The organism is Microbacterium sp. K24 (assembly GCF_004794465.1).
Taxonomy (GTDB): Bacteria; Actinomycetota; Actinomycetes; order Actinomycetales; family Microbacteriaceae; genus Microbacterium.
Genome location: NZ_SSDJ01000114.1, coordinates 1 through 21,483 on the forward strand (window position 1 = coordinate 1; position 21,483 = coordinate 21,483).

General features: G+C 70.4%; 18 protein-coding genes. 9 read left to right on the forward strand and 9 right to left on the reverse strand.

Going from position 1 to position 21,483, the window contains the following annotated elements:
• The 5 genes from ptsP to DW306_RS11155 form a co-directional block, all read left to right on the forward strand.
• A partial coding sequence (gene ptsP / locus DW306_RS11135; protein WP_136055664.1) for a phosphoenolpyruvate--protein phosphotransferase occupies positions 1-1,875 on the forward strand: 1,875 nt, incomplete at its 5' end.
• 157 nt (positions 1,876-2,032) lie between these two features.
• Positions 2,033-3,334: a sensor domain-containing protein gene (locus DW306_RS11140; RefSeq protein WP_136055665.1), complete on the forward strand. Its 1,302-nt coding sequence runs from the start codon at positions 2,033-2,035 to the stop codon at positions 3,332-3,334.
• Positions 3,335-3,483: 149 nt separating this feature from the next.
• Positions 3,484-3,912, forward strand: coding sequence for a hydroxyphenylacetyl-CoA thioesterase PaaI (gene paaI / locus DW306_RS11145; protein ID WP_136055666.1), 429 nt, complete (start codon positions 3,484-3,486; stop codon positions 3,910-3,912).
• Positions 3,913-3,946: 34 nt separating this feature from the next.
• Positions 3,947-5,266 (forward strand): phenylacetate--CoA ligase PaaK, encoded by a 1,320-nt coding sequence (paaK, locus tag DW306_RS11150; RefSeq protein ID WP_136055667.1) that lies wholly within the window; start codon positions 3,947-3,949, stop codon positions 5,264-5,266.
• 20 nt (positions 5,267-5,286) lie between these two features.
• Positions 5,287-5,931 carry a TetR/AcrR family transcriptional regulator gene (locus tag DW306_RS11155; RefSeq protein WP_136055668.1) on the forward strand — a complete coding sequence of 215 codons (645 nt, stop codon included), beginning with the start codon at positions 5,287-5,289 and terminating at the stop codon, positions 5,929-5,931.
• 27 nt (positions 5,932-5,958) lie between these two features.
• Here DW306_RS11155 and paaZ read toward each other — a convergent pair whose 3' ends face one another.
• The 8 genes from paaZ to DW306_RS11195 form a co-directional block, all read right to left on the reverse strand.
• On the reverse strand, positions 5,959-8,040 hold the full coding sequence (gene paaZ, locus DW306_RS11160; RefSeq protein WP_136055669.1) for a phenylacetic acid degradation bifunctional protein PaaZ: 2,082 nt from the start codon (positions 8,038-8,040) through the stop codon (positions 5,959-5,961).
• Between the two features lie 11 nt (positions 8,041-8,051).
• Positions 8,052-8,915: a 3-hydroxyacyl-CoA dehydrogenase family protein gene (locus tag DW306_RS11165; protein ID WP_136055670.1), complete on the reverse strand. Its 864-nt coding sequence runs from the start codon at positions 8,913-8,915 to the stop codon at positions 8,052-8,054.
• A complete protein-coding gene (locus tag DW306_RS11170; RefSeq protein WP_136055671.1) occupies positions 8,912-9,682 on the reverse strand; it encodes an enoyl-CoA hydratase/isomerase family protein in 771 nt (256 codons plus the stop codon). The genes DW306_RS11165 and DW306_RS11170 overlap by 4 nt, the downstream gene beginning before the upstream one ends.
• Positions 9,682-10,884, reverse strand: coding sequence for an acetyl-CoA C-acyltransferase (locus DW306_RS11175; protein ID WP_136055672.1), 1,203 nt, complete (start codon positions 10,882-10,884; stop codon positions 9,682-9,684). Before DW306_RS11175 ends, DW306_RS11170 begins: the two co-directional genes overlap by 1 nt.
• A gap of 41 nt (positions 10,885-10,925) precedes the next feature.
• Positions 10,926-12,245: an MFS transporter gene (locus tag DW306_RS11180; protein ID WP_136055673.1), complete on the reverse strand. Its 1,320-nt coding sequence runs from the start codon at positions 12,243-12,245 to the stop codon at positions 10,926-10,928.
• 117 nt (positions 12,246-12,362) lie between these two features.
• Positions 12,363-13,781: a dihydrolipoamide acetyltransferase family protein gene (locus DW306_RS11185; RefSeq protein WP_136055674.1), complete on the reverse strand. Its 1,419-nt coding sequence runs from the start codon at positions 13,779-13,781 to the stop codon at positions 12,363-12,365.
• On the reverse strand, positions 13,778-14,806 hold the full coding sequence (locus DW306_RS11190; protein ID WP_205814148.1) for an alpha-ketoacid dehydrogenase subunit beta: 1,029 nt from the start codon (positions 14,804-14,806) through the stop codon (positions 13,778-13,780). Before DW306_RS11190 ends, DW306_RS11185 begins: the two co-directional genes overlap by 4 nt.
• Positions 14,803-15,921: a thiamine pyrophosphate-dependent enzyme gene (locus DW306_RS11195; RefSeq protein ID WP_205814149.1), complete on the reverse strand. Its 1,119-nt coding sequence runs from the start codon at positions 15,919-15,921 to the stop codon at positions 14,803-14,805. The genes DW306_RS11190 and DW306_RS11195 overlap by 4 nt, the downstream gene beginning before the upstream one ends.
• A gap of 167 nt (positions 15,922-16,088) precedes the next feature.
• Here DW306_RS11195 and DW306_RS11200 point away from each other — a divergent pair, with 167 nt between their 5' ends.
• The 3 genes from DW306_RS11200 to DW306_RS11210 all read left to right on the forward strand — a co-directional run bounded on the left by DW306_RS11200 (position 16,089) and on the right by DW306_RS11210 (position 19,553).
• Positions 16,089-16,520 carry an Lrp/AsnC family transcriptional regulator gene (locus tag DW306_RS11200; RefSeq protein WP_136055676.1) on the forward strand — a complete coding sequence of 144 codons (432 nt, stop codon included), beginning with the start codon at positions 16,089-16,091 and terminating at the stop codon, positions 16,518-16,520.
• Between the two features lie 126 nt (positions 16,521-16,646).
• The gene (locus DW306_RS11205; protein WP_240747160.1) at positions 16,647-18,086 is read left to right on the forward strand and encodes an aldehyde dehydrogenase family protein; all 1,440 of its coding nucleotides are present in this window, start codon (positions 16,647-16,649) and stop codon (positions 18,084-18,086) included.
• Between the two features lie 3 nt (positions 18,087-18,089).
• Positions 18,090-19,553: an FAD-dependent oxidoreductase gene (locus tag DW306_RS11210; RefSeq protein WP_136055677.1), complete on the forward strand. Its 1,464-nt coding sequence runs from the start codon at positions 18,090-18,092 to the stop codon at positions 19,551-19,553.
• Positions 19,554-19,573: 20 nt separating this feature from the next.
• Here the strand turns inward: DW306_RS11210 and DW306_RS11215 are convergent, their stop codons facing one another.
• Positions 19,574-20,185 carry a TetR/AcrR family transcriptional regulator gene (locus tag DW306_RS11215; RefSeq protein ID WP_136055678.1) on the reverse strand — a complete coding sequence of 204 codons (612 nt, stop codon included), beginning with the start codon at positions 20,183-20,185 and terminating at the stop codon, positions 19,574-19,576.
• A 147-nt stretch (positions 20,186-20,332) separates the two neighbouring features.
• On the opposite strand from DW306_RS11215, the gene DW306_RS11220 reads away from it, so the two are divergent.
• On the forward strand, positions 20,333-21,340 hold the full coding sequence (locus DW306_RS11220) for an ABC transporter substrate-binding protein (RefSeq protein ID WP_136055679.1): 1,008 nt from the start codon (positions 20,333-20,335) through the stop codon (positions 21,338-21,340).
• Positions 21,341-21,483 lie beyond the last annotated feature (143 nt).

Consider the following 21,483-nt stretch of genomic DNA (forward strand, 5'->3'; position numbering starts at 1 on the left):
AGCCTCTCCCGCCTGCTGATCCTCGGCGCGCGCCACGGCGACGAGCTGGAGCTCTCCGCGCACGGCGCCGACGCCGAGGGCGCGCTGGACCGGGTCGCCGCGCTGTTCGACGACGGATTCGGCGAGGGGACGGATGCCGCGGTGCCGCAGTCCGCGCCCGCGCCCGCACCTGTCGAGGAGTCGCCCGCTCCCGCACCCGTCGCCGTCGGCTCCGGAGCCGTGCTCCGCGGGCGCGGCGTGAGTGCCGGAAAGGTCGCCGCACCGGTCGTGCATCTCGCACCGCCGCTCCCGGAGCCGGATGCGGCTGCGGTCATCGCTCCCGCGGACCGCCTCGACGAGGTCTCCGCCATCGAGTGGGCGGCGGTGGCCGTGGCGGATCAGCTGCGTTCCCGCACCGCACAGGCCACGGGCGAGGCGAGAGCGATCCTCGATGCGTCGCGCCTGCTCGCCTCCGACCCGGAGCTCGTCGCCGATGCCACGGCTCTCGTGCAGGCGAAGGGACGCAGCGCCGCCCGAGCAGTGTGGGAGGCCGCCGCCGTCCACGAGAAGGGTCTCGCGGCGCTCGGCGGACGCATGGCCGAGCGCGTCGCCGACATCCGCGACGTGCGCGACCGGATCATCGCCGAGATCCTCGAGGTCGACATGCCCGGCGTGCCCGAGCGCGACGAGCCGTTCGTTCTCGTCGCGGCGGATCTCGCCCCCGCCGATACGGCGTCGCTGGAGAGCGGTCGGTGCGTGGGTATCGTGACCGAACAGGGCGGGCCGACGTCGCACACCGCGATCATCGCGCGATCGCTCGGTCTGCCCGCGGTCGTGGGCGTCACCGGCGTGACGGGAGTGGCCGACGGTGCGATGCTCCTCGTCGACGGCGACCATGGCACGGTCGAGGTCGATCCGCCGGAGGAGCGCGTGGTCGCGGCGAGGGCCGCGGCGATCGTGGTCCCGTTCGACGGCACCGGATCGCTCGCGGACGGTCACCGGGTGCCCCTGTTGGCGAATGTCGGCGGGGCGGCTGATGCGGCGACGGCTGCCACCGCGCGCGCCGAGGGGGTCGGGCTCTTCCGCACCGAGTTCTGCTTCCTCGACAGGGCGGATGCTCCGAGCATCGACGAGCAGGTCGCGGCCTACTGCGGCGTGCTCGCCGCGTTCCCCGGACGGAAGGTCGTCGTCCGCACGCTCGACGCCGGCAGTGACAAGCCGCTGCCGTTCGCGAACGCCGATCACGAGGACAACCCCGCGCTCGGTGTGCGCGGACTCCGCATCGCCCGCCGGTCGCCGCAGCTTCTCGACGACCAGCTGCGGGCACTCGCGCTCGCAGCGAGAGCGGAGCAGGCGCAGGTGGAGGTCATGGCGCCGATGGTGTCGACCGTCGAGGAAGCGCGCGACTTCGCGGAACGTTGCCGTGCCGCCGGCCTCGAGCGTGTCGGGATCATGATCGAGACGCCGTCGGCCGCACTCCTCGCCGCGGAGTTGTTCGAGGTCGTCGACTTCGTCAGCCTCGGCACGAACGACCTCGCCCAGTACACGCTGGCGGCGGACCGGCTGGTCAGTGAGCTCGGCGACCTGAACGATCCGTGGCAGCCGGCGGTGCTGCGTCTGATCGGGGCCGTCGGCGAGGCCGGTCGTGCGGCGGGGAAGCCGGTGGGTGTCTGCGGCGAGGCCGGGGGCGACCCGACCCTCGCGCCGGTGCTCGTCGGGCTCGGCGTCACGTCGCTGTCGATGACGTCGCGCTCTCTCGGCCGGGTCGCGGCTGCGCTCGCGGACGTCGACGAGGCGACCTGCCGACGCGCGGCGACCGCGATCCTGACGGCGGGAACGGTCGACGAGGCGCGGGCTGCGGCGAGAGCGGTCCTCGAGGGCGTATCGAGCCACTGAATCACGAAGCACGCCGGGGGACGTATGCAGCTCACGGCATGCGACTCGTATCATTCTGATCTCGACATGTACCCCGCTCTCCGGCGCCGTCCGCGAAAACCCTACGATCGCCTCAGGGGGCGTCGTTCGACGACGCATTTCATCACCGGAGGGCACCATGGCACGACCACGTTCGCGTTCCTACACCACGACCATCATCGGCGTCTTCGCCGTCGGCTCTCTTGTCGCGCTGTCAGCGTGCGCGCCGGAACCGGAGCCGAGTCCGACAGCGACGACGGCACCGGAGACTCCTGCGCCCGAGCCGTACGCCGGGCCGCTGACGTTCATCGGCGACGAGCTGGACTGGTTCCTGCCCACGGCCGTCGAGATCGCGGCCACCATTCCCGGAGCGGCCGATATCTCCGAGCCCTCGGCGTCGCTGATCCAGATCTCCGACGGATTCGGCGCGGAGCTTGCTCCTGAGATCTGCGTCATGTTCCTCACCGAGGCCTCGCTGGGGTCGATCGGCGCACGCACGATCACGTGGTCCAGCTCCGCTGGCGACACGCGACAGGGATCGTTCAAGGTCCTCCAGTTCGCTGACGAGACCCAGGCGCAGAACCGCATGGATGACTACGCGAATGCCGCCGCGGAGTGCACGGAGTTCACGCTGGACGGAGCGCCCTCGTCGTACGTGAGCACGGGCATCGATAAGGGAGACGGTATTCGTGCGATCGCCGGTGCCCTCGTGCTCGACTACGGCGGGGAGCAGGTCTACCGCTACTACTACGGCGTGGCATCGGTCGGCAATGTGCTCGTCGAGTTCTGGCACCCGTTCGCGGGCGACTCGACGATCGACACGGCGGCGGCGGCGCAGCTGCTCGGCGATGGAGCCCAGCAGGCCGCGAAGAAGCTCGTCGACGAGCTGACCGCGAATCCTCCGGTCGACCGTGAGACGCCCGAAGCCGATGCGGGCGCTCCCTGGAGCGGCTGGGAGATCGGGTTCGACGCCGTCGGCCCGCTGCAGCTCGGCGAGGAGATCGAGACGGTCGGCGCCGCGGTTCCCGGTGCCGAGGTCGTGAAACCCGAGGACGGGATCGGCGCGTGGAAGCTGAACAGCCCGGACGGGAGCGCCCAGCTCGAAGTCATGCCGCAGGAGGACGGCACCGCCGTCCTGAGCATCCTTGCGGGACGCATCGGCACCTACGGCCTGGACCCGGTCGATGGGTCGGTCCTTCCGCGCGCGGGCGGCGTCGGTGTGGGCGACCCGGTGACGAGCGCAATCACCGCCTTCCCGCAGGGAACCGCCGTGCGCATCGTGTCGGCGGGGCTCTACCAGTACGAGGTCTCGACGAGGGACGGGCGGGTTCTGCTCTTCCACACGGATCGCGAGGTCTCGGAAGCCGGTGCGACGATCATCGGCATCACCGCTGAGGACGCCACGCTCGGCCGCCCGTTCGTCTTCGCTCCGAGCGACTGATTCCCTCTGACTCGAGGTGGTGAGGGGCGCGGGGTCCGAGCCCCTCACCACCGATTCGGCGACAGGACTTCTTTACTAACCGATCGTTCAGTTAGTATGGGCGGGTCGGATGCCGCTGCGGCGGCATCCCCGCGACGAGGAGGTCGACGATGACAGAAGCGACGACGCAGGCGCCGGATGCCGTGCGCCCCAACCGCGCCATGATGGAGCGCGATCGCGCCGCGGCCTCGATGGGTCTCGTCGTCGAGCGCGACGATCCCGGCCATGCGGTGGTGTCGATGCTCGTGCGCGACGACATGACCAACGGCTTCCACATCACGCACGGCGGCTTCGTGTTCGCCCTCGCCGACACGGCCTTCGCCATCGCCTGCAACGAAGACGACCGCGTCACCGTCGCCGCCGGCGCCGACATCTCGTTCCTCAAGCCGACCGTCTCCGGCCAGACGCTGAGGGCCACCGCGCTGCGGCGTTCCCGCTCCGGTCGCTCCGGCATCTACGACGTGACCGTGACCGACGAACAGGGCGAGCCCGTCGCCGAGTTCCGCGGCCGCTCCCGCACCACCAGCCAGACGTTCTGATCGCACCGTGACGATGATGGAGACTCCCGTGTCGATGACGACCGCAACGCCTTCGCGCGTCCGCCCTCCCGCTCCCTCCGAACTCGACCCGGAAGAGCGGATGACCCGGGCGGAGATCGAGCAGCTGCAGCTGGAGCGACTGCAGCAGACCGTGCGCCACGCCTACGCGAACGTGCCGCTCTACACGCGCAAGTTCGACGACGCCGGAGTGCATCCCGATGACATCCGCACCCTTGCCGACGTGGAGAGGCTCCCGTTCACCACCAAGGCCGACCTGCGCGAGACCTATCCGTTCGGCATGTTCGCGGTGCCGATGGCCGACGTCGCGCGCATCCATGCCTCCAGCGGCACGACCGGGCGGCCGACCGTCGTCGGCTACACCAAGGGCGACCTCGACCGGTGGGGCTCGCTCGTCGCACGGTCGCTGCGGGCCAGCGGCATCCGCGCAGGCATGAAGGTGCACAACGCCTACGGGTATGGCCTGTTCACCGGCGGTCTCGGCGCCCATGCGGGCATCGAGGCGCTCGGAGCCACCGTCATCCCGATGTCAGGCGGCCAGACCGCGCGGCAGGTGCAGCTCATCTGCGACTTCGAACCCGACGCGATCCTCTGCACGCCCAGCTACCTGCTCACGATCGCCGACGCGATGGTCGCACAGGGCATCGACCCGCGCTCCACATCACTGAAGGTCGCGGTGCTCGGCGCCGAGCCGTGGACGAACGAGATGCGGCACGAGCTCGAGCAGCGCCTCGACATCGACGCGCTCGACATCTACGGCCTCAGCGAGGTCATGGGGCCGGGGGTCGGCAACGAGTGCCTCGAGACCAAGGATGGTCCGCACGTCTGGGAGGACCACTTCCTGCCGGAGGTCATCGACGGCGAGACCCTCGCCGCCCTGCCCGACGGCGACCTCGGCGAACTCGTGTTCACGTCGCTCACCAAGGAGGCGTTCCCGGTCATCCGGTACCGCACGCGCGACCTCACCCGCCTGCTGCCGGGGACCGCGCGCCCGGGCATGCGGCGGATGGAGAAGATCACCGGTCGCAACGACGACATGATCATCCTGCGCGGGGTGAACCTGTTCCCGACCCAGATCGAGGAGCTCGTGCTCGGCATCGAGCAGCTGACCCCGCACTTCATCCTCGAGCTGTCGAGGGACGGGCGGATGGACTCCCTGACCGTGCGGATCGAGCGGCACCCCGAGCTGTCCGTCGAGACCTGCCAGAGCGCCGCCGAGGTGCTGGCGAAGCGGATCAAGGTGCATGTCGGCTCGACGGTCGCCGTGCAGCTGGAGGAACCGGGTGCCCTGCCGCGGAGCGAGGGCAAGTACAAGCGGGTCTACGACCTGCGCTGATCCTGCCAGACTGTGGAGTGATGTCCGAGATGCAGAGCACGCGACGAGGTCGCCCCGGTTACGACCAGCAGGGCATCCTCGCCGTCGCCGTCGCGGCCTTCAACGAGCACGGATACGACGCCACGTCGATCGGCATGTTGGCCGAGCGCCTCGGGCTGTCGAAGTCGGCGATCTACCACCACTTCGCCTCGAAGGACGAGATGCTCGACCTCGCCCTCGATGCGGCGCTGAGCGGTCTCGAGGCCGTGGTCGAGGATCCGCTGCCCGTGTCCGGCGAGACCGGCCGGGGGAGTGCGGCCGATCGGCTGGAGCACGTCCTTCGCGGCGCCGTCCACGTGCTCGTCGATCAGCTGCCCGCGGTGACCCTGCTGCTCCGCGTGCGGGGGAACACCGAGGTCGAGCGTCGCGCCCTGATCCGCCGTCGAGACTTCGACCGCCGGATCACCGCGCTCGTCTCCGAGGCGCAGGCCGAAGGGGCGCTGCGTGCCGACATCGACGCCGCCGTCGTGGCGCGCCTCGCGTTCGGCATGATCAACTCGATCGTCGAGTGGTATCGACCGGGCGGACGCGAGGGCGCCGACCGGCTCGCCGACGACGTCGTCGCCATCGCCCTCGACGGTCTGCGCCGACGCGACGATCCCGGCGCCGACGTCACGGCTGTCTGACCGGACGCCGACACCGCGCGATCGCGTCTAGGCCGCCGCCTGCTCCTTCGCGACGAGGGTGAGGACGTCGTAGGTCGCGACGATGTCGTCGTTCTGGTTCTTGAGCACGGCATCCCACCGCACCTCGCCGTATTCGTCGGTCTCGCGCGGGGTGATCTGTTTCGCCGTCAGCTCGACGCGGATCTCGTCGCCGGGGGAGACCGGCGTCAGGAAGCGCAGGTTCTCGAGGCCCGAGTTCGCCAGGACCGGACCGGGCGCCGGGTCGACGAAGAGACCGGCGGCCCAGGAGACCAGCAGGTACCCGTGCGCGACGCGTCCGGGGAAGAACGGGTTCGCGGCGGCCGATGTCTCATCCATGTGCGCGTAGAACGTGTCGCCGGTGAACGCCGCGAACGTCTCGATGTCGTCGAGTGTGACGGTGCGGGAACCGCTGGCGACCTGATCGCCGATGTGCAGTTCGGCCAGCGACTTGCGGAACGGGTGCACCGCGCCGCTCTCCTGGTACGGACGCGCGATCGAACCCTGATGCCAGACGCCCGTGAGGGCCGTCATCATCTCGGGGGAGCCCTGCACGGCCGTGCGCTGCATGTGGTGCAGCACCGCGCGGATGCCGCCGAGCTCCTCGCCGCCACCCGCACGGCCGGGACCGCCGTGCACGAGGTTCGGCAGCGGTGAGCCGTGGCCGGTCGAGCTGCGGGCGTCGTCGCGATCGAGGAAGAGCAGACGTCCGTTGAAGGCGGCCATGCCCGTGGCGAGGGCGACGGCGACCTCGGGATCGTGCGTGGCGACGCTGGTCACCAGCGATCCGCCTCCGCGGGCGACCAGCGCACTCGCCTGGTCGAGGGAGCCGTAGCCGATGATGCTCGCCACCGGCCCGAACGCCTCGACCTCGTTGACGGCAGGACTCTCGGGATCGGGGAAGCGCAGCAGCATCGGCGCCACGAACGCGCCGTCGGGCGCGGGGCCGTCGCTGCCGTCGCCGTGTCGCACGTCGGGAGCGTCGGTCGAGCCGATCACGAGCTCGCCGCCTCCGGCCTGCAGGCGCGCGACCTGCCGCAGCACCTCGTCGCGCTGCTCGATCGAGGCCAGCGGCCCCATCGTGACGCCCTCCACGCGCGGGTCGCCGAGGACCACACGCTGCGACAGCCGGGCGCGCACGGCGCCGATCACGTCGTCGACGACGGCATCCGGCACGATCGCGCGGCGGATGGCCGTGCACTTCTGCCCGGCCTTGGTCGTCATCTCCGCGACGAGCTGCTTGACGTAGGCGTCGAACTCGGGGGTGCCGCTGACGGCATCCGTCCCGAGGATCGAGGCGTTGATGGAGTCGGTCTCGCTGGTGAAGCGCACGCCTCCGGTCTGCACGGAGTCGTGCGCCCGCAGGCGCTCCGCCGTCGATGCCGAGCCGGTGAACGCGACGAGATCGCCGAGGCGCAGCTCGTCGAAGAGGCCGGGCACGCTGCCGGAGACGAGCTGCAGCGAGCCCTCGGGGAGGAGGCCGGACTCGACCATCACGCGGACCATCGCCTCGGCGAGGTAGCCGGTGGGGGTCGCGGGTTTCACGACGGTCGGCACCCCGGCGAGGAACGCGGGCGCGAACTTCTCGAGCGAACCCCAGACCGGGAAGTTGAAGGCGTTGATCTGCACTGCGACTCCGGGAAGCCGGGTGTAGATGTGGCGGCCGAGGAACGAGCCGTCCTTGGACAGGTTCTCGACTGCCCCGTCGACGTACACCTTGGCGTTCGGCAGCTCGCGCCGGCCCTTGCTCGAGTAGGCGAAGAGCACGCCGATGCCGCCGTCGATGTCGACCCACGAGTCCTGGGCCGTGGCGCCGGTGCGGCTCGAGATCTCATAGAGCTCCGCCTTGCGCTCGGTGAGGGCGAGGGCGAGCTGCTTGAGGCGCACGGCGCGCTGGTGGAAGGTCAGCTCGCCGAGCGACGCCTGTCCCGCGCTCCGCGCATAGGCGAGGGCGCCACCGAGGTCGATGCCGGCGGTCGAGACACGGGCGACGACCTCTCCCGTCGAGGCGTCGCGCACCTCGGCGGCATCCGCACCCGGATCAGGCGTCCACCAGGCCCCCTGGAGGTAGCTGGGGAGGATCTCGGTCATGTCTGTTCCCTTCATGAGGCGTCCCATTCGTAGAAGCCGCGTCCGCTCTTGCGGCCGAGGTGTCCCTCGGCGACGAGGCGGCGCAGCAGCGCGGGCGGTGCGAAGCGCTCGCCGAGATTCGCGGCGAGATACTCGGCGATGCCGAGCCGCACGTCGAGTCCGACGATGTCGGTGAGCCGGAGCGGCCCGACCGGATGCTTGTAGCCCAAGGTCATGGCCGCGTCGATGTCTTCCGCAGACGCGACGCCGTCCTCGAGCATGCGGATCGCCTCGAGGCCGAGCGCCAGACCGAGGCGCGAGGAGGCGAAGCCGGGGGCGTCCGCCACGACGATCGGGGTCTTGCCGAGCGCCTGCACCCAGCCGCGCGCGGCGTCGACGAGCCCGGAGCCGGATGCCGCGCCCCGCACGATCTCGACGAGGGTGGAGGCAGGCACCGGGTTGAAGAAGTGCATGCCGAGGAAGCGGGCGGGATGCTCCAGCACGGCCGCGAGCTCATCGATTGAGATCGACGAGGTGTTCGAGGCCAGCACGGCATCCGGCGCGATCTGCGCTTCCACCCGGGTCAAGGCGTCGATCTTGAGGCCGAGCTCCTCGGGGACGGCTTCGACCACCAGCCCGCAGGGGGCGAACAGGGCCGCATCGACGCCGGTCTCGAATCGCGAGCGGTAGGCGTCGGCGGATTCCGTCGCCGTGCCCCGGCTGATCGAGGCGTCGACCGACTCGAGCACCCGGGCGGATGCCGCCGCGGCCGCCTCGCCGTCGCGCTCGACGACCGTGACGCGCGAGCCCGCGAGCAGGAACGCGTGCGCGATGCCGGCTCCCATGCGCCCGCCGCCGAGCACGCCGACCTGGGCGGGGGTGGTGGTCTCGGTCATCGGGTTCTCCGCTCCAGGAAGTCGGTCATCCGCCGGAACTTCTCCGGACTCTCGAACAGCTCGGCCTGCGCCTCCTGGTCGACGGCGGGGTGGCGGTCGCGGGGTGCGCGGAACACCCGCTTGGTCGCGATGATCGCGGCCGGATCGTTGTGCGCGATGCGGTCGGCGATCGCGTGCGCGGCGGGCAGCAGATCGGCGGACTCGTGGATCGCCGAGACGAGCCCGACGTCGAGCGCCTCCTCGGCCTTCACGGTGCGACCGGTGAGCAGCAGCTCGATCGCCCGGGCGTCGCCGACGATCTCCTTCAGGCGCCAGCTCGCGCCGGCGGCGGCGAGGATGCCGAGACCGGTCTCGGGGTTGCCCATCGCGAGCGACGGTGTGGCGATGCGGATGTCGGCGGCATACGCGAGTTCCGCGCCGCCGCCGAGGGCGTACCCGTCGATCGCGGCGATGACCGGCATCGGCAGCTCGGAGAGCCGCACGAACGCGTTCGCGTTGATGCCGCGCAGCGCGTCGGCCGCTCGGCGTTCGCGGAGCTCGGCGATGTCGGCGCCGGCGGCGAAGATGCCCCCTGCACCGGTGAGGATGAGCGTGCGGGGGATCGCCTCCAGCTCGGCGCAGAGCAGATGCAGCGCATCGATCGTGGCCTGGTCGATCGCGTTGCGCTTGTGCGGCCGGTTGAGCGTCGCGACGACGCGGTCGTCCTGCCGCTCGATCAGCAGGGGCGCGTCGGCCCCGGAGTCGTTCGTCAGAGGCCCCGCCGGCATCACACCTTCTCCAGGATCATCGCCGCACCCTGGCCGACGCCGACGCACATCGTCGCCAGGCCGTAGCGCGAGCCCTCGCGCTCCATGCGTCCGAGCAGGGTCACGAGGAGTCGCGAGCCGGAGGAGCCGAGCGGATGGCCGAGGGCGATGGCGCCGCCGTCGGCGTTCACCCTCGCCTCGTCGAGGCCCAGCCGACGGATGCAGGCGAGGGACTGCGTCGCGAACGCCTCGTTGAGCTCGATCGAGCCGATGTCGTCGATCGTGAGACCGGAGCGGCGCAGGGCCTTCTCCGTCGCGGGCACGGGGCCGAGGCCCATGATCTCGGGGGCGAGCCCCGCGCTGGTGCCCACCACGATGCGCGCTCTCGGCACCAGCCCGTACCGTTCGACCGCCTCCGCGCTCGCGACGACGAGCGCCGAGGCCCCGTCGTTCAGGGCGCTGGAGTTGCCGGCGGTCACGACCTGGCCGCCGGCGACCACGGGTCGCAGGCGCGCCAGGGCGTCGAGCGTCGTCTCGGGCCGGGGCCCTTCATCGACCAGCACCTCGGTGCTGCCGGAGCGGCCGCCGACCGTGACGCCGACGATCTCGGCCTCGAAGCGTCCGGCGGCGATCGCGGCGGCGGCGCGCTGCTGCGATCGCAGGGCGAACGCATCCGCCTCGTCACGGCTGATCCCGTCGACGCGAGCGACCTCCTCGGCGGTCTCCGGCATCGTGAAGGTCGCCTTGTCGCGGGCGACGAGCCGAGGGTTCGGGAATCGCCAGCCGATCGAGGTGTCGAACGCCTCCCCGGGCTTCGCCCAGGCCTTCTCCGGCTTGGCCTGCACCCAGGGGGCGCGCGTCATGGATTCGACGCCTCCGGCGACGATGATGTCGGCATCGCCGGACCGGATCGCCTGTGCCGCCATCGTCACGGCCGACATGCCCGACGCGCACAGCCGGTTCACCGTGATGCCGGGGATGCTGTCGGGCAGCCCCGCGAGCAGCACGGCCATCCGGGCGACGTTGCGGTTGTCCTCGCCGGCCTGGTTGGCGGCTCCCAGGATGACCTCGTCGATCTCGACCTGCGTCGGGTCGAGACCGGCGCGGCGCACGGCCTCGGCGACGACGATCGACGCGAGGTCGTCGGGGCGCACGGAGGCGAGTGCGCCCCCGTAGCGTCCGACCGGGGTGCGCGTGCCTCCGACGAGGTAGGCCTCGGTCATGCGGTTCTCCTGACTGCGTTCGAATGGTCGATGATGGTCGGTCAGATCGAGAGATCGACGCCCTTCGTCTCCTTCACCAGCGAGACGCCGATGAGCGAGATCACGGCCGCCACGGCGATGTAGACCCCGATGGTCCACGACGCCTGGAACTGGTTCATCAGGGCTTCGGCGATCATCGGTGCGAACGCTCCGCCGAGGATCGCGCCGAGGGCATACCCGATCGAGACGCCGGAGTAGCGCACGTTCGCGGGGAACATCTCCGCGTAGAGCGCCGCCTGGGGTCCGTACGACAGTCCGAGCGCGAACGTCATCACGAACAGGGCGACGAAGTACCAGAGGATGTTGGCGGTGTCGATCAGGAACCACATCGGCACCGCCCACACGGCGAGGGCGATGTAGCCGATCTGGAAGGTGCGGATGCGACCGAGCCGGTCGGACAGGTGGCCTCCCCACAGGGTGAACGCGAGCCAGCCGAACGAGGCGAGCGTCGTCGCGAGCAGCACGGGAGGGCGCTCCATGCCGAGGGCGGTGACGGCGTAGGTCGCGAAGAACGCGATGAGCAGGTAGCCGGCGGCGTTGTTCGCGATGAAGATCACGGCGGTGAGGATGACCTGCTTGGTGTTCTTCTGGAACAGGCGCTTGAGCGGTGCCGATGCCTCTTTGCGACGACGCACGAGGTCCGCGAAGATCGGGCTCTCGTCGACTGCCCGGCGGATGACGTAGCCGACGCCGATCAGCACGATCGACAGCAGGAACGGGATGCGCCAGCCCCACTCGAGGAACGCCTCGGGAGACATCGAGCTCGTGAGCGCCCACAGCGTGAAGGTCGCGAGGATCATGCCGATCGGCACGCCGATCTGCGGGAAGGCACCGAACAGTCCGCGGCTCCCCCGCGGTGCGTGCTCGACGGCCATCAGCGCCGCGCCGCCCCATTCGCCGCCCGCGGAGAATCCCTGCAGGATGCGGAGCAGGATGAGCAGGATCGGGGCCGCCACGCCGATCGCGGCATACGTCGGAAGCACGCCGATCAGCGAGGTGGACAGCCCCATCATGATGAGCGTGAGGACGAGCATCTTCTTGCGTCCGAGCTTGTCGCCCAGGTGTCCGGCGACGATCGCGCCGAGGGGACGGAAGAGGAACGAGATGCCGATGGTGGCGAACGAGAGCACCTGGGCGAGACCGCGGTTCTCCTCCGCGATCGGCGCGAGGAAGAGCGGTGCGAGCACCAGCCCCGCGGCCTGCGCGTAGATGAAGAAGTCGTACCACTCGATCGAGGTTCCGACGAGGGTGCTGGCGAGCACCCGTCGTTCCTCGGCGGGCATCCGCCTGGTCGATTGCTGGTCGGAGACTGCTGACGTCATGCGAACTCCATTGTTCTGCGATTCTGAGGGACGGGAACGCGAGGAACCCGGTGATTAGTAACCGAATGATCGGTCAGTAATTGCCGAGCGTACCGCATCGACGGGCTCAGATCGAGGTCAGACCCTCCCGAAGGCGCGCAGCGGATGCTCGATGAGCTCGGTCACCCGACGCAGGAACCCGGCGGCGTACCCGCCGTCGCACACGCGGTGGTCGAAGACGAGCGACAGCTGCGCGATGCGCCGCACGACGATGGTGCCGTCCACGACCCAGGGGCGTTCGATGATGCGTCCGATTCCGAGGATCGCGACATCCGGGTGGTTGATGATCGCCGCGGAGCCGTCGACTCCGAGCCCGCCGTAGTTGTTGAGGGTGAACGTCGATCCGCGCAGGCGCTCGGGTGGCATCGACCCGGACCGTGCGGATGCCGCGAGCTCGCGCAGCGCGCCATCCAGCTGCTCCACGGTGAGGCGGTGGGCGCCGGGGATCACCGGGACCATCAACCCGCGCTCGGTATCGGCGGCGACTCCGAGATTCACGCCCTCGAAGGTGATCAGCTCTGCGGCGTCGTCGCTCAGCCGGGAGGCGAGCACCGGATAGTCCTCGAGCGCGAGCAGCACGAAGCGGGCGAGGAGCGCGGTGACCGACGGGGCCCTGCCGCCCTCGGGAGCCATATGCGCGCGCAGGTCCCAGAGCGCGGTCGCGTCGACGTCGACCCAGACCGTGGCCTCCGGGATCTCGGACCTGCTGCGGGTGAGCTTCGCACTGACCGCCTTCCGCAGCGGCGACATCCGCTCGCGGGCCCGGACGGCCAGCCCGTCGACGGATCCGTCGGTGCCGGAAGGCGCGGATGCCGAGGCGGTCGTGTCGCGGTGGTGCGCGGCGGCACCGTCCACGGCATTGTCGACGGCCGCGCGGAGCACATCGGCGCGCGTCACGGCGCCGTCGGGTCCGGTCGCCTCGATGGTGTGCACGTCGAGGCCGAGGTCGCGGGCGAGACGGCGCACGAGCGGCGAGCGCACGGCGACCGGGCGCCGTGGCACGGCATCCGTCTCTCGGACGATCGTCGTCTTCTCGGACGATCCGGCGGGCGTCGTCCGAGAAGCCGGGGCCTCTCCGAGGTCCGCGCGCACCGCTGCGGGCCGTCGGCGTCGACCGGATGCCGTGCGTTCGGTCGTTCCGTACCCGATGAGCACGTTCCCGGATCCGGCACGCTCCTCCTCGCGGTACGCCTCATGCTCGACGGCGGCGGGCGACCCGGCATCCGCCTCGCTCGCCGCGGGGTCCGCGACCTCGAGCACCGGCGCACCCACGTCGATCGTGTCGCCGGCCGTGCCGTGCAGCGCGGTCACGACTCCGGCGAACGGCGACGGCAGCTCGACGACGCTCTTCGCGGTCTCGACCTCGGCGATGGGCTGATCGGTGACGATCGTGTCGCCGACCGCGACCAGCCACTGCACGAGTCCGGCCTCGGTCAGTCCCTCGCCGAGATCGGGCAGGCGGAAGACCTGCGCGGCTCCCATCGTCGGCGTGCTCATGCTTCCTCGTCCCAGTGCAGCGTGTCGATGGCGTCGAGCACCCGGTCGACGTCGGGCTGATACCAGTGCTCGAGCTTCGGCGGCGCGTACGGCACGTCGAACCCGGTCACTCGGCGCACGGGTGCTTCGAGGAACTCGAAGCACCGCTCGAAGACCCGCGCCTGGATCTCGGAGGCGACCGACGCATACCCCGGAGCCTCGGCGATGACCACCGCGCGGCCGGTCGACTTCACGGCGGCGGTCACGGTCACGTCGTCGAAAGGCGAGAGCGACCGCACGTCGACGACCTGCACGCTGCGCCCCTCGGAGGCGGCGACCTCGGCGGCCTCGAGCGCGAGCGGCACCGAGGCGCCGTACGCGAGCAGGGTCACGTCGGTGCCCTCCCGGGCGATGCGCGCGGTGCCGATCTCGGCGGTGATCGAGGTGTCGACCTCGCCCTTGCTCCAGTACAGCTTCTTCGGTTCGAGGAACACGACCGGGTCCGGCGACTCGATCGCCGCGCGCAGCAGCGAATAGGCGTCCTGCGGGGTCGACGGGCTGACGACCGTGAGGCCGGGAGTGTGGGCGTAGTACGCCTCGGACGAGTCGCAGTGATGCTCCACGCCGCCGATGCCGCCGCCGAACGGGATGCGGATCACCAGCGGCATCCGCATCCCGCCGCGCGTGCGGTTGCCGAGCTTGGCGACGTGGCTCACCACCTGTTCGAAGGCGGGCAGGGCGAACGCGTCGAACTGGAGCTCGACGACCGGGCGCATGCCGTTCATGGCCATGCCGACTGCGGTGCCCACGATGCCGGACTCCGCCAGGGGCGTGTCGAAGCAGCGCTCCTCGCCGAAGCGCGCGGTGAGCCCGTCGGTGATGCGGAAGACGCCGCCGAGGGCGCCGACGTCCTCGCCGAACACGACCACGTCGGGATCGGACTCGATCGCGTCGGCGAGAGCGCGGTTGAGGGCGGCGGCCATGCTCATGGTCGTCACCTCGGGCGCCGAGGTCTCGGTGCGCATGTCGTCATGGGCGATGGTCATCGCTGGCCTCCTGTCGATGCGCTTCCCGCTTCGGCGAGGTTCGAGCGCTCGATCTCGCCGCGCAGCAGCTGCCATTGCTCCTCGAGCTGCGGCGACCGCGTCTCGGTCACGAAGCGGAAGAGGTCCTCGGGGTCGAGATCGGCATCCGTGTTCAGGGCGGCGCGCATGGCCGTCGCGATCTCCTCGGCGCCCGCGGCGAACCGCTCCTCGACCTCCGCATCGAGCGCGCCCGCCTCGGTGAGGTGGGTGCGCAGTCGCAGCAGGGGATCGCGAGCGACCCATTCCTGCACCTCGGCGCGCTCGCGATAGCGGGTGTCGTCGTCGGCGTTGGTGTGCGCCTGCATGCGGTAGGTGTGCGCCTCGACGAGCGACGGCCCGCCGCCGTCCCGCGCCCGCGACACCGCTTCGCCGAGCACGGCGAGCACCGCGGCGACGTCGTTGCCGTCGACCCGCTGACCCGGCATCCCGTACCCGATCGCCTTGTGCGCGAGAGAGGGGGCCGCCGTCTGGCGGGACAACGGCACCGAGATCGCGAACTCGTTGTTCTGCACGAAGAACACGACCGGCACGTGGAACACGGCGGCGAAGTTCATCGCCTCGTGGAAGTCGCCCTCGCTGGTGGCGCCGTCTCCGCAGAGTGCGAGCACGACGGTGTCCTCGCCGCGGTGCTTCGCGGCCTGCGCGAAGCCGACGGCATGCAGCAGCTGCGTCGCCAGGGGAGTGGCCTGCGGTGCGACGCGGTGGGCCCGCACGTCGTATCCGGAGTGCCAGTCGCCTTTGAGCAGAACCATCGCATCCGCGGGTTCGACGCCGCGGGCGATGACGGCGACCGAGTCGCGGTACGTGGGGAACAGCCAGTCGGAGTCGCCGAGGACCATCGACGCACCGACCTGGCACGCCTCCTGGCCGTGCGAGGACGGATACACGGCGAGCCGCCCCTGGCGCACGAGGGCTCCGGCCTGATCGTTGATCCGTCGACCCTCGACGAGGCCGCGATATGCCCGCAGGAGAGTCTCCGCGTCGGGGAGCGCGTACTGCTCGTCGGCGACGGCAGCGCCGTGCTCGTCGATCAGTCGTACCGCCGTGTCTCGCGGAAGCATGTCGGTGTGCTGCATCCGTCCGCCCTCCATCTGTTCGTCTTCACTGCCGAACTCCGTGAGCCCAGCATGTCGCGAGGGCGACACTCGTCCAAGAGACTGCGGTGAATCCTGGACGAAACGATGTCGATTGCGGTTGAGGCGAACGAAGTGTCAGAATCAGAGCGCCGATGGAAGGGGTTCCCATGACGACTCTCGATGAGATCGACCATGCGATCCTCGACGAGCTGCGGCGCGATGCACGCTCCTCCATGACGGCGATCGCCGAGGCCGTGCACATCTCGCGCGCGGGCGCCCACGCCCGCATCAAGCGGCTGACGGATGCCGGTGTGATCACCGGCTACTCGGTGCGCACCGATCCCGTGCTGCTGGGGCACCATGCGAGCGCGTACGTGACGCTCGCGATCGAGCAGGCGACATGGCAGGACGTGCGCGACCGGCTCCGGGCCATCCCCGAGATCGAGCACATGGCACTCGTCGGCGGCGACTTCGACGTGATCCTGCTCGTGCGCGCCAACGACGCCAGAGACCTCCGCCGCATCGTGCTGGAGGACATCCAGGCGATCCCCTCGATCCGCTCCACCCGCACCACGCTGATCTTCGAGGACTTCGACTGACGGGAGCAGGCGTGCCCGCTCGGACATCGACGACGCACTCCTCGACAAGTGCGGGGCGACGCGGCATCCGACAATGAGAAGACGACCGGCATCCCGTCGCCGGCGTCGCTCGAAGGAGAGTCATCGATGTCCGATTCCGCCGCATCCGCAGCCGCCGCGCTGCTCGACCGCATCCAGGCGCCGGAGGGCGCGGGCCGGGAGATCCCGGATGCCGCGACCCGCGAGGTCATCGGCCGCGCCCCCGTCGACTCGGTCGCCGCCCTCGACGACGCCATCGCCCGCGCCAAGGCCGCGCAGCCGGCGTGGGAGGCGCTCGGCCACGAGAAGCGCAGCGAGCTGCTGCTCGCCGCGGCCGACGCCATCGACGCGAACGCCGAAGGTCTCGCGCACCTGCTCTCGCGCGAGCAGGGCAAGCCGTTGAACGGGCCGAACGCCCGCTTCGAGCTCGGCGCCTGCTCGGCGTGGCTGCGCACCAACGCGACGACCGTGCTCGAGCCGCAGGTGCTGGTCGACGACGAGACGCTGCACGCCGAGCTCGTCTACAAGGCCGCGGGCGTCGTCGGCGCGATCGGTCCCTGGAACTGGCCGCTCATGATCAGCATCTGGCAGATCGGCCCCTCCCTGAGGATGGGCAACACCGTCGTCGTGAAGCCCAGCGAATACACGCCGCTGAGCGTGCTCGCGATGCTCGCCGTGATGAACGAGGTGCTGCCCGCCGATGTGCTCATCGGCATCTCCGGAGATCGTGAGGTGGGCGCCCGCCTCGCCTCCCACCCCGACATCGACAAGATCATGTTCACCGGCTCGACGGCGACCGGACGCCGCATCATCGAGAGCTCCGCCGGCAACCTCGCCCGCCTCACCCTCGAACTCGGCGGCAACGACGCCGGCATCGTGCTCCCGGGGACGGATGCCGCCACCATCGCCCAGGACCTGTTCTGGGGCGCCTTCATCAACACCGGCCAGACCTGCGCCGCCCTCAAGCGTCTCTACGTGCACGACTCGGTCTACGACGACGTCGTCGACGCGCTCGCCGAGATCGCGGCATCCGTCCCCATGGGCAACGGCCTCGACGAGGACAACGTGCTCGGCCCGCTGCAGAACCGCGCGCAGTTCGACATCGTGAGCCGCCTCGTCGATGATGCCCGGAGCGGCGGCGCCCGCATCGTCACCGGCGGCGAGGCCGCGCCCGAGCTCGGCGAGCTCTTCTACAGGCCCACCATCGTCGCCGACATCGAGAACGACGCCTCGCTCGTGCAGGAGGAGCAGTTCGGTCCGGCGCTGCCGGTGGTCCGCTACACCGACGTCGACGAAGCGTTCGCACTGGCGAACTCGCTCGACGTCGGCCTCGGCGCCTCGGTGTGGTCGAGCGATCCGGATGCCGCCCGCGAGGCCGCATCGCGCATGCAGTCCGGCACCGTGTGGATCAACTCGCACGGCGGACTGCACCCGATGGTCCCGTTCGGCGGAGTGAAGAGCTCGGGCTACGGGCTGGAGTTCGGCGTCGAGGGCCTCAAGTCGGTCGCCGTCTCGCAGGTGGTCTCCGGGCCCGGCCGGAAGGGCTGACCCGTGCGCTCTGCCATCGTCGTCGGAGCAGGCACATCCGGAGCCATCGTCGCGCGGCGGCTGGTCGACGCCGGCGTCGCCGTCACGCTCATCGAAGCCGGGGGATACGACACCAACCCCGCGATCCACGACCCCTCGCGAGCCGGTGAGCTGTGGCACTCCGCCGATGACTGGGACTACTACACCGTGCCGCAGGACCACGCGGGAGGGCGTCGGCTGCACCTCCCGCGCGGCAAGGTCACCGGAGGCTCGCACGCGCTGAACGCGATGATCTGGGTGCGTGGCGCGGCATCCGACTACGACGCGTGGGAACGCGCCGGTGCGGCCGGCTGGGGCTGGTCGTCGGTCGAGCCCGTGTTCGAGGCGATCGAGAACCGCGTGCTCCCGGTGACGGACGACTACGCGCTGTCTCCGATCCAGGCGTCCATCATCGACGCCGCCGTGCAGGAGGGCCTGCCGCGCAACGCGAACTACAACGGCGGAGTGCTCGACGGCGTGTCCCAGGAGCAGGTGACGATGCGCGACGGGCGCCGGGTGAACACCTGGAGCGCGTATGCCCAGCCCGTGGCCGAGAAGCTCACGGTCCTCACCGGCCGACAGGTCCATTCGGTGGTCGTCGAAGCCGGCCGGGCCGTCGGAGTCCGGTGGGGGGAGGGCGACGCTGCCGAGGAGGTGCGCGCCGACGAGGTCATCCTCTCCGCGGGCGCGATCGGCTCACCGGTGATCCTGCTGCGCTCCGGCATCGGACCCCGTGCCGAGCTCGAAGCCCTCGGCATCCCCGTGGTGCAGGACGTGCCCGGTGTCGGGAAGAACCTGCACGACCACCTCCTCTCCCCGGTGATCTTCACGACCCGGCGACCGATCGACCCGCCGCGACCCGGGGTCTCGGTGACGCAGACCCACCTGTTCTGGCGCAGCCGTGACGGCCTCGACCAGCCCGACACGCAGCCGATCCATTTCTCCGTGCCGATGTGGGGCGAGCTGGAGCCCCGGGGCGACAGCGGCTTCAGCCTGATGGCGGGCCTCGTGACCCCGCACAGCCGCGGCCGGCTCACGCTCTCGGGCCCCGGCCTCGCCGATCAGCCGAACATCGACCTGGCTGCGCTCGAGGACGACCGCGACGTCGCCTCCCTCGCGGCATCCGTGCGCCAATGCCGACGAATCGGCGCACGCCCGGCGCTCGCCGAGGACTGGGGCGCGATCGAGGTGTATCCCGGACCGGAGGTGTCGGACGCCGACGTGGAGGACTGGGTGCGTCGCACCGCCATCACCTACCACCACCAGGTCGGCACGTGCCGGATGGGATCGGACGCGGATGCCGTGGTCGACCCGCAGCTGCGCGTGCGCGGAGTCGAGGGGCTCCGGGTGATCGACGCCTCGATCATCCCCGTCATCCCGACCGGCAACACCAATGCCCCCGCGGCGGTGATCGGGGAGCTCGGCGCCCGATTCGTGCTCGCGGGCTGATCCGGGGAGTGGAGATGCGGTCAGCGAGGAGGGCGTGCGGGCGAACGGCGGAAGGTCTCCAGCAGAGCGTGGAGACCGTCGTTCAGCCGTCCGTCGCCCGCGGCGTCGGGCATGAGCACGGAGATCATCTGCCACCCGGCGTTCCGGGCGGCGATCTCGTTGACGGCCGTCTCGATGTCGACGTGGTCGGCGAGCTCGCCGTCGGTGCGCGCCTCGGTGAGGAAGCGGCGGAAGAGGTCGCGCCAGTGCATGTTGTTCTGGTGGTGGATCCGGCTGACCTCCTCGTCCTGCGAGGCGTGGTCCCAGAACGCGACCACGACGCGGGCGTAGAGCGGACCGTTCGGGCTGTAGGGGAGGATCTCGCGGCACATCCGCTCGAGCGCCGCAAGGCCGCGCACTCCTTCCACCCCGGCGTGGATGCGGTCGTTCGCCTGCGTGTACAGACGCAGGAAGGATGCCGTGAGCAGGCTCTGCTTGTGGGGGAAGTACCGGGCGATCGCACCATGGGCGTACCCGGCCTCGGTGGCGATCTCGCGCATCGTGAGCTTGTCGAAGCCCACCCGGATGATCACCTGCGTGGTGGCGTCCGCGATGTGGTTGCGGCGTTCGTCATGGTCGACGATCTTCGGCATGGCGTACGTCCCTTCTGCTCTTGATCATAGTTTTGCTTGTTTTAGTCACCGACCGGTGACTAATGTAACCCGATCGTAACTCAACAAAACGAAGCCAAGAGTACGATCTTTAAAATCACCAACTGGTGACTAAATCGAGGAGTATCCATGAACGTCAACCGCATCGCGCGCCGCGCCGCGGGAGTGCTGGCCGCTGGGGCCGTGCTCGCACTCACGGCCTGCACGTCCGCTCCCGCCGACACCTCCTCCGACGGAGGAGACGCAGAGCTCACGACGCTGAAGGTCGCGACCATCGGGCTCGTCTCCGACGGCGCCCTGCTCCTGGGCCAGGAGCAGGGGTTCTTCGAGGAGGAGGGGCTGAAGCTCGAGACCTCGGTCGTCGCCAACCCGCCGGCCGGACTCGCCGCAGCCCAGAGCAGTCAGGTCGACATCGCCTACGCGCCGAGCATCCCGCTGCTCAACGCCCTCTCCAGCGGGGTGCCGTTGAAGGTCGTCGCGCCGGCCGACGGCTACATCGCCGGAGCCTCCGAGGTCGAGGATCCTGCCACGGTCGACGACAGCGGGCTGTACGCGTCCGCCGACAGCGGCATCGAATCGATCGAGGACCTCGAAGGCGCCACCATCGCGGTCCCCGCGCGCAAGGCTCAGCTCGAAGCCGTGATCTCCGACGCTCTCGACCGCGCGGGCGTCGCGCCGTCCTCGGTCGACTGGGTCGTGCTCGACTTCACCTCCGCCGTCGCCGCGCTGAAGAGCGGCACCGTCGACGCGGCCGGCCTCGTGAGTCCCTTCACCAGCGAAGCCGACGCCGCCGGAGCCGTGTTCCTCGCCGCACCGTCGGTCGGGTTCTTCGAGGAGGGAGCCGTCGGGCTCTGGACGGCGGGAGCGGGCACCGTCGACGCCAAAGCCGATGCGATCGCCGCCTTCCAGCGCGCCGTGGCCAAGAGCAACGCCTACGCCAACGAGCACCCGGAGGACGCCATCCAAGCGGGGCTCGACTACACCGGATCGACGTTGGCCGTCGAAGACATCAAGCTCCCGTTCTGGCCCGCCGAGGTGGCTCCGATCGACCTGGACCGCGTCAACGAGAAGCTCGTCAAGCTCGGACTGCTCCCCTCGGAGGTCGATCTCGAGGGCGTCGTCGTGACGGCCGGATGATCGACATGCGAAAGTCTCCCTTCCTCCCGCCGCTCATCGGGGCCGTCGGCGTCATCGCCGCACTGGCCCTGTGGGAGTGGACCGCGACCGCCGGTCCGCTCGCCGGGTCGCCCCTGCCTCCCGCGACCGCCGCGATCGGCGAG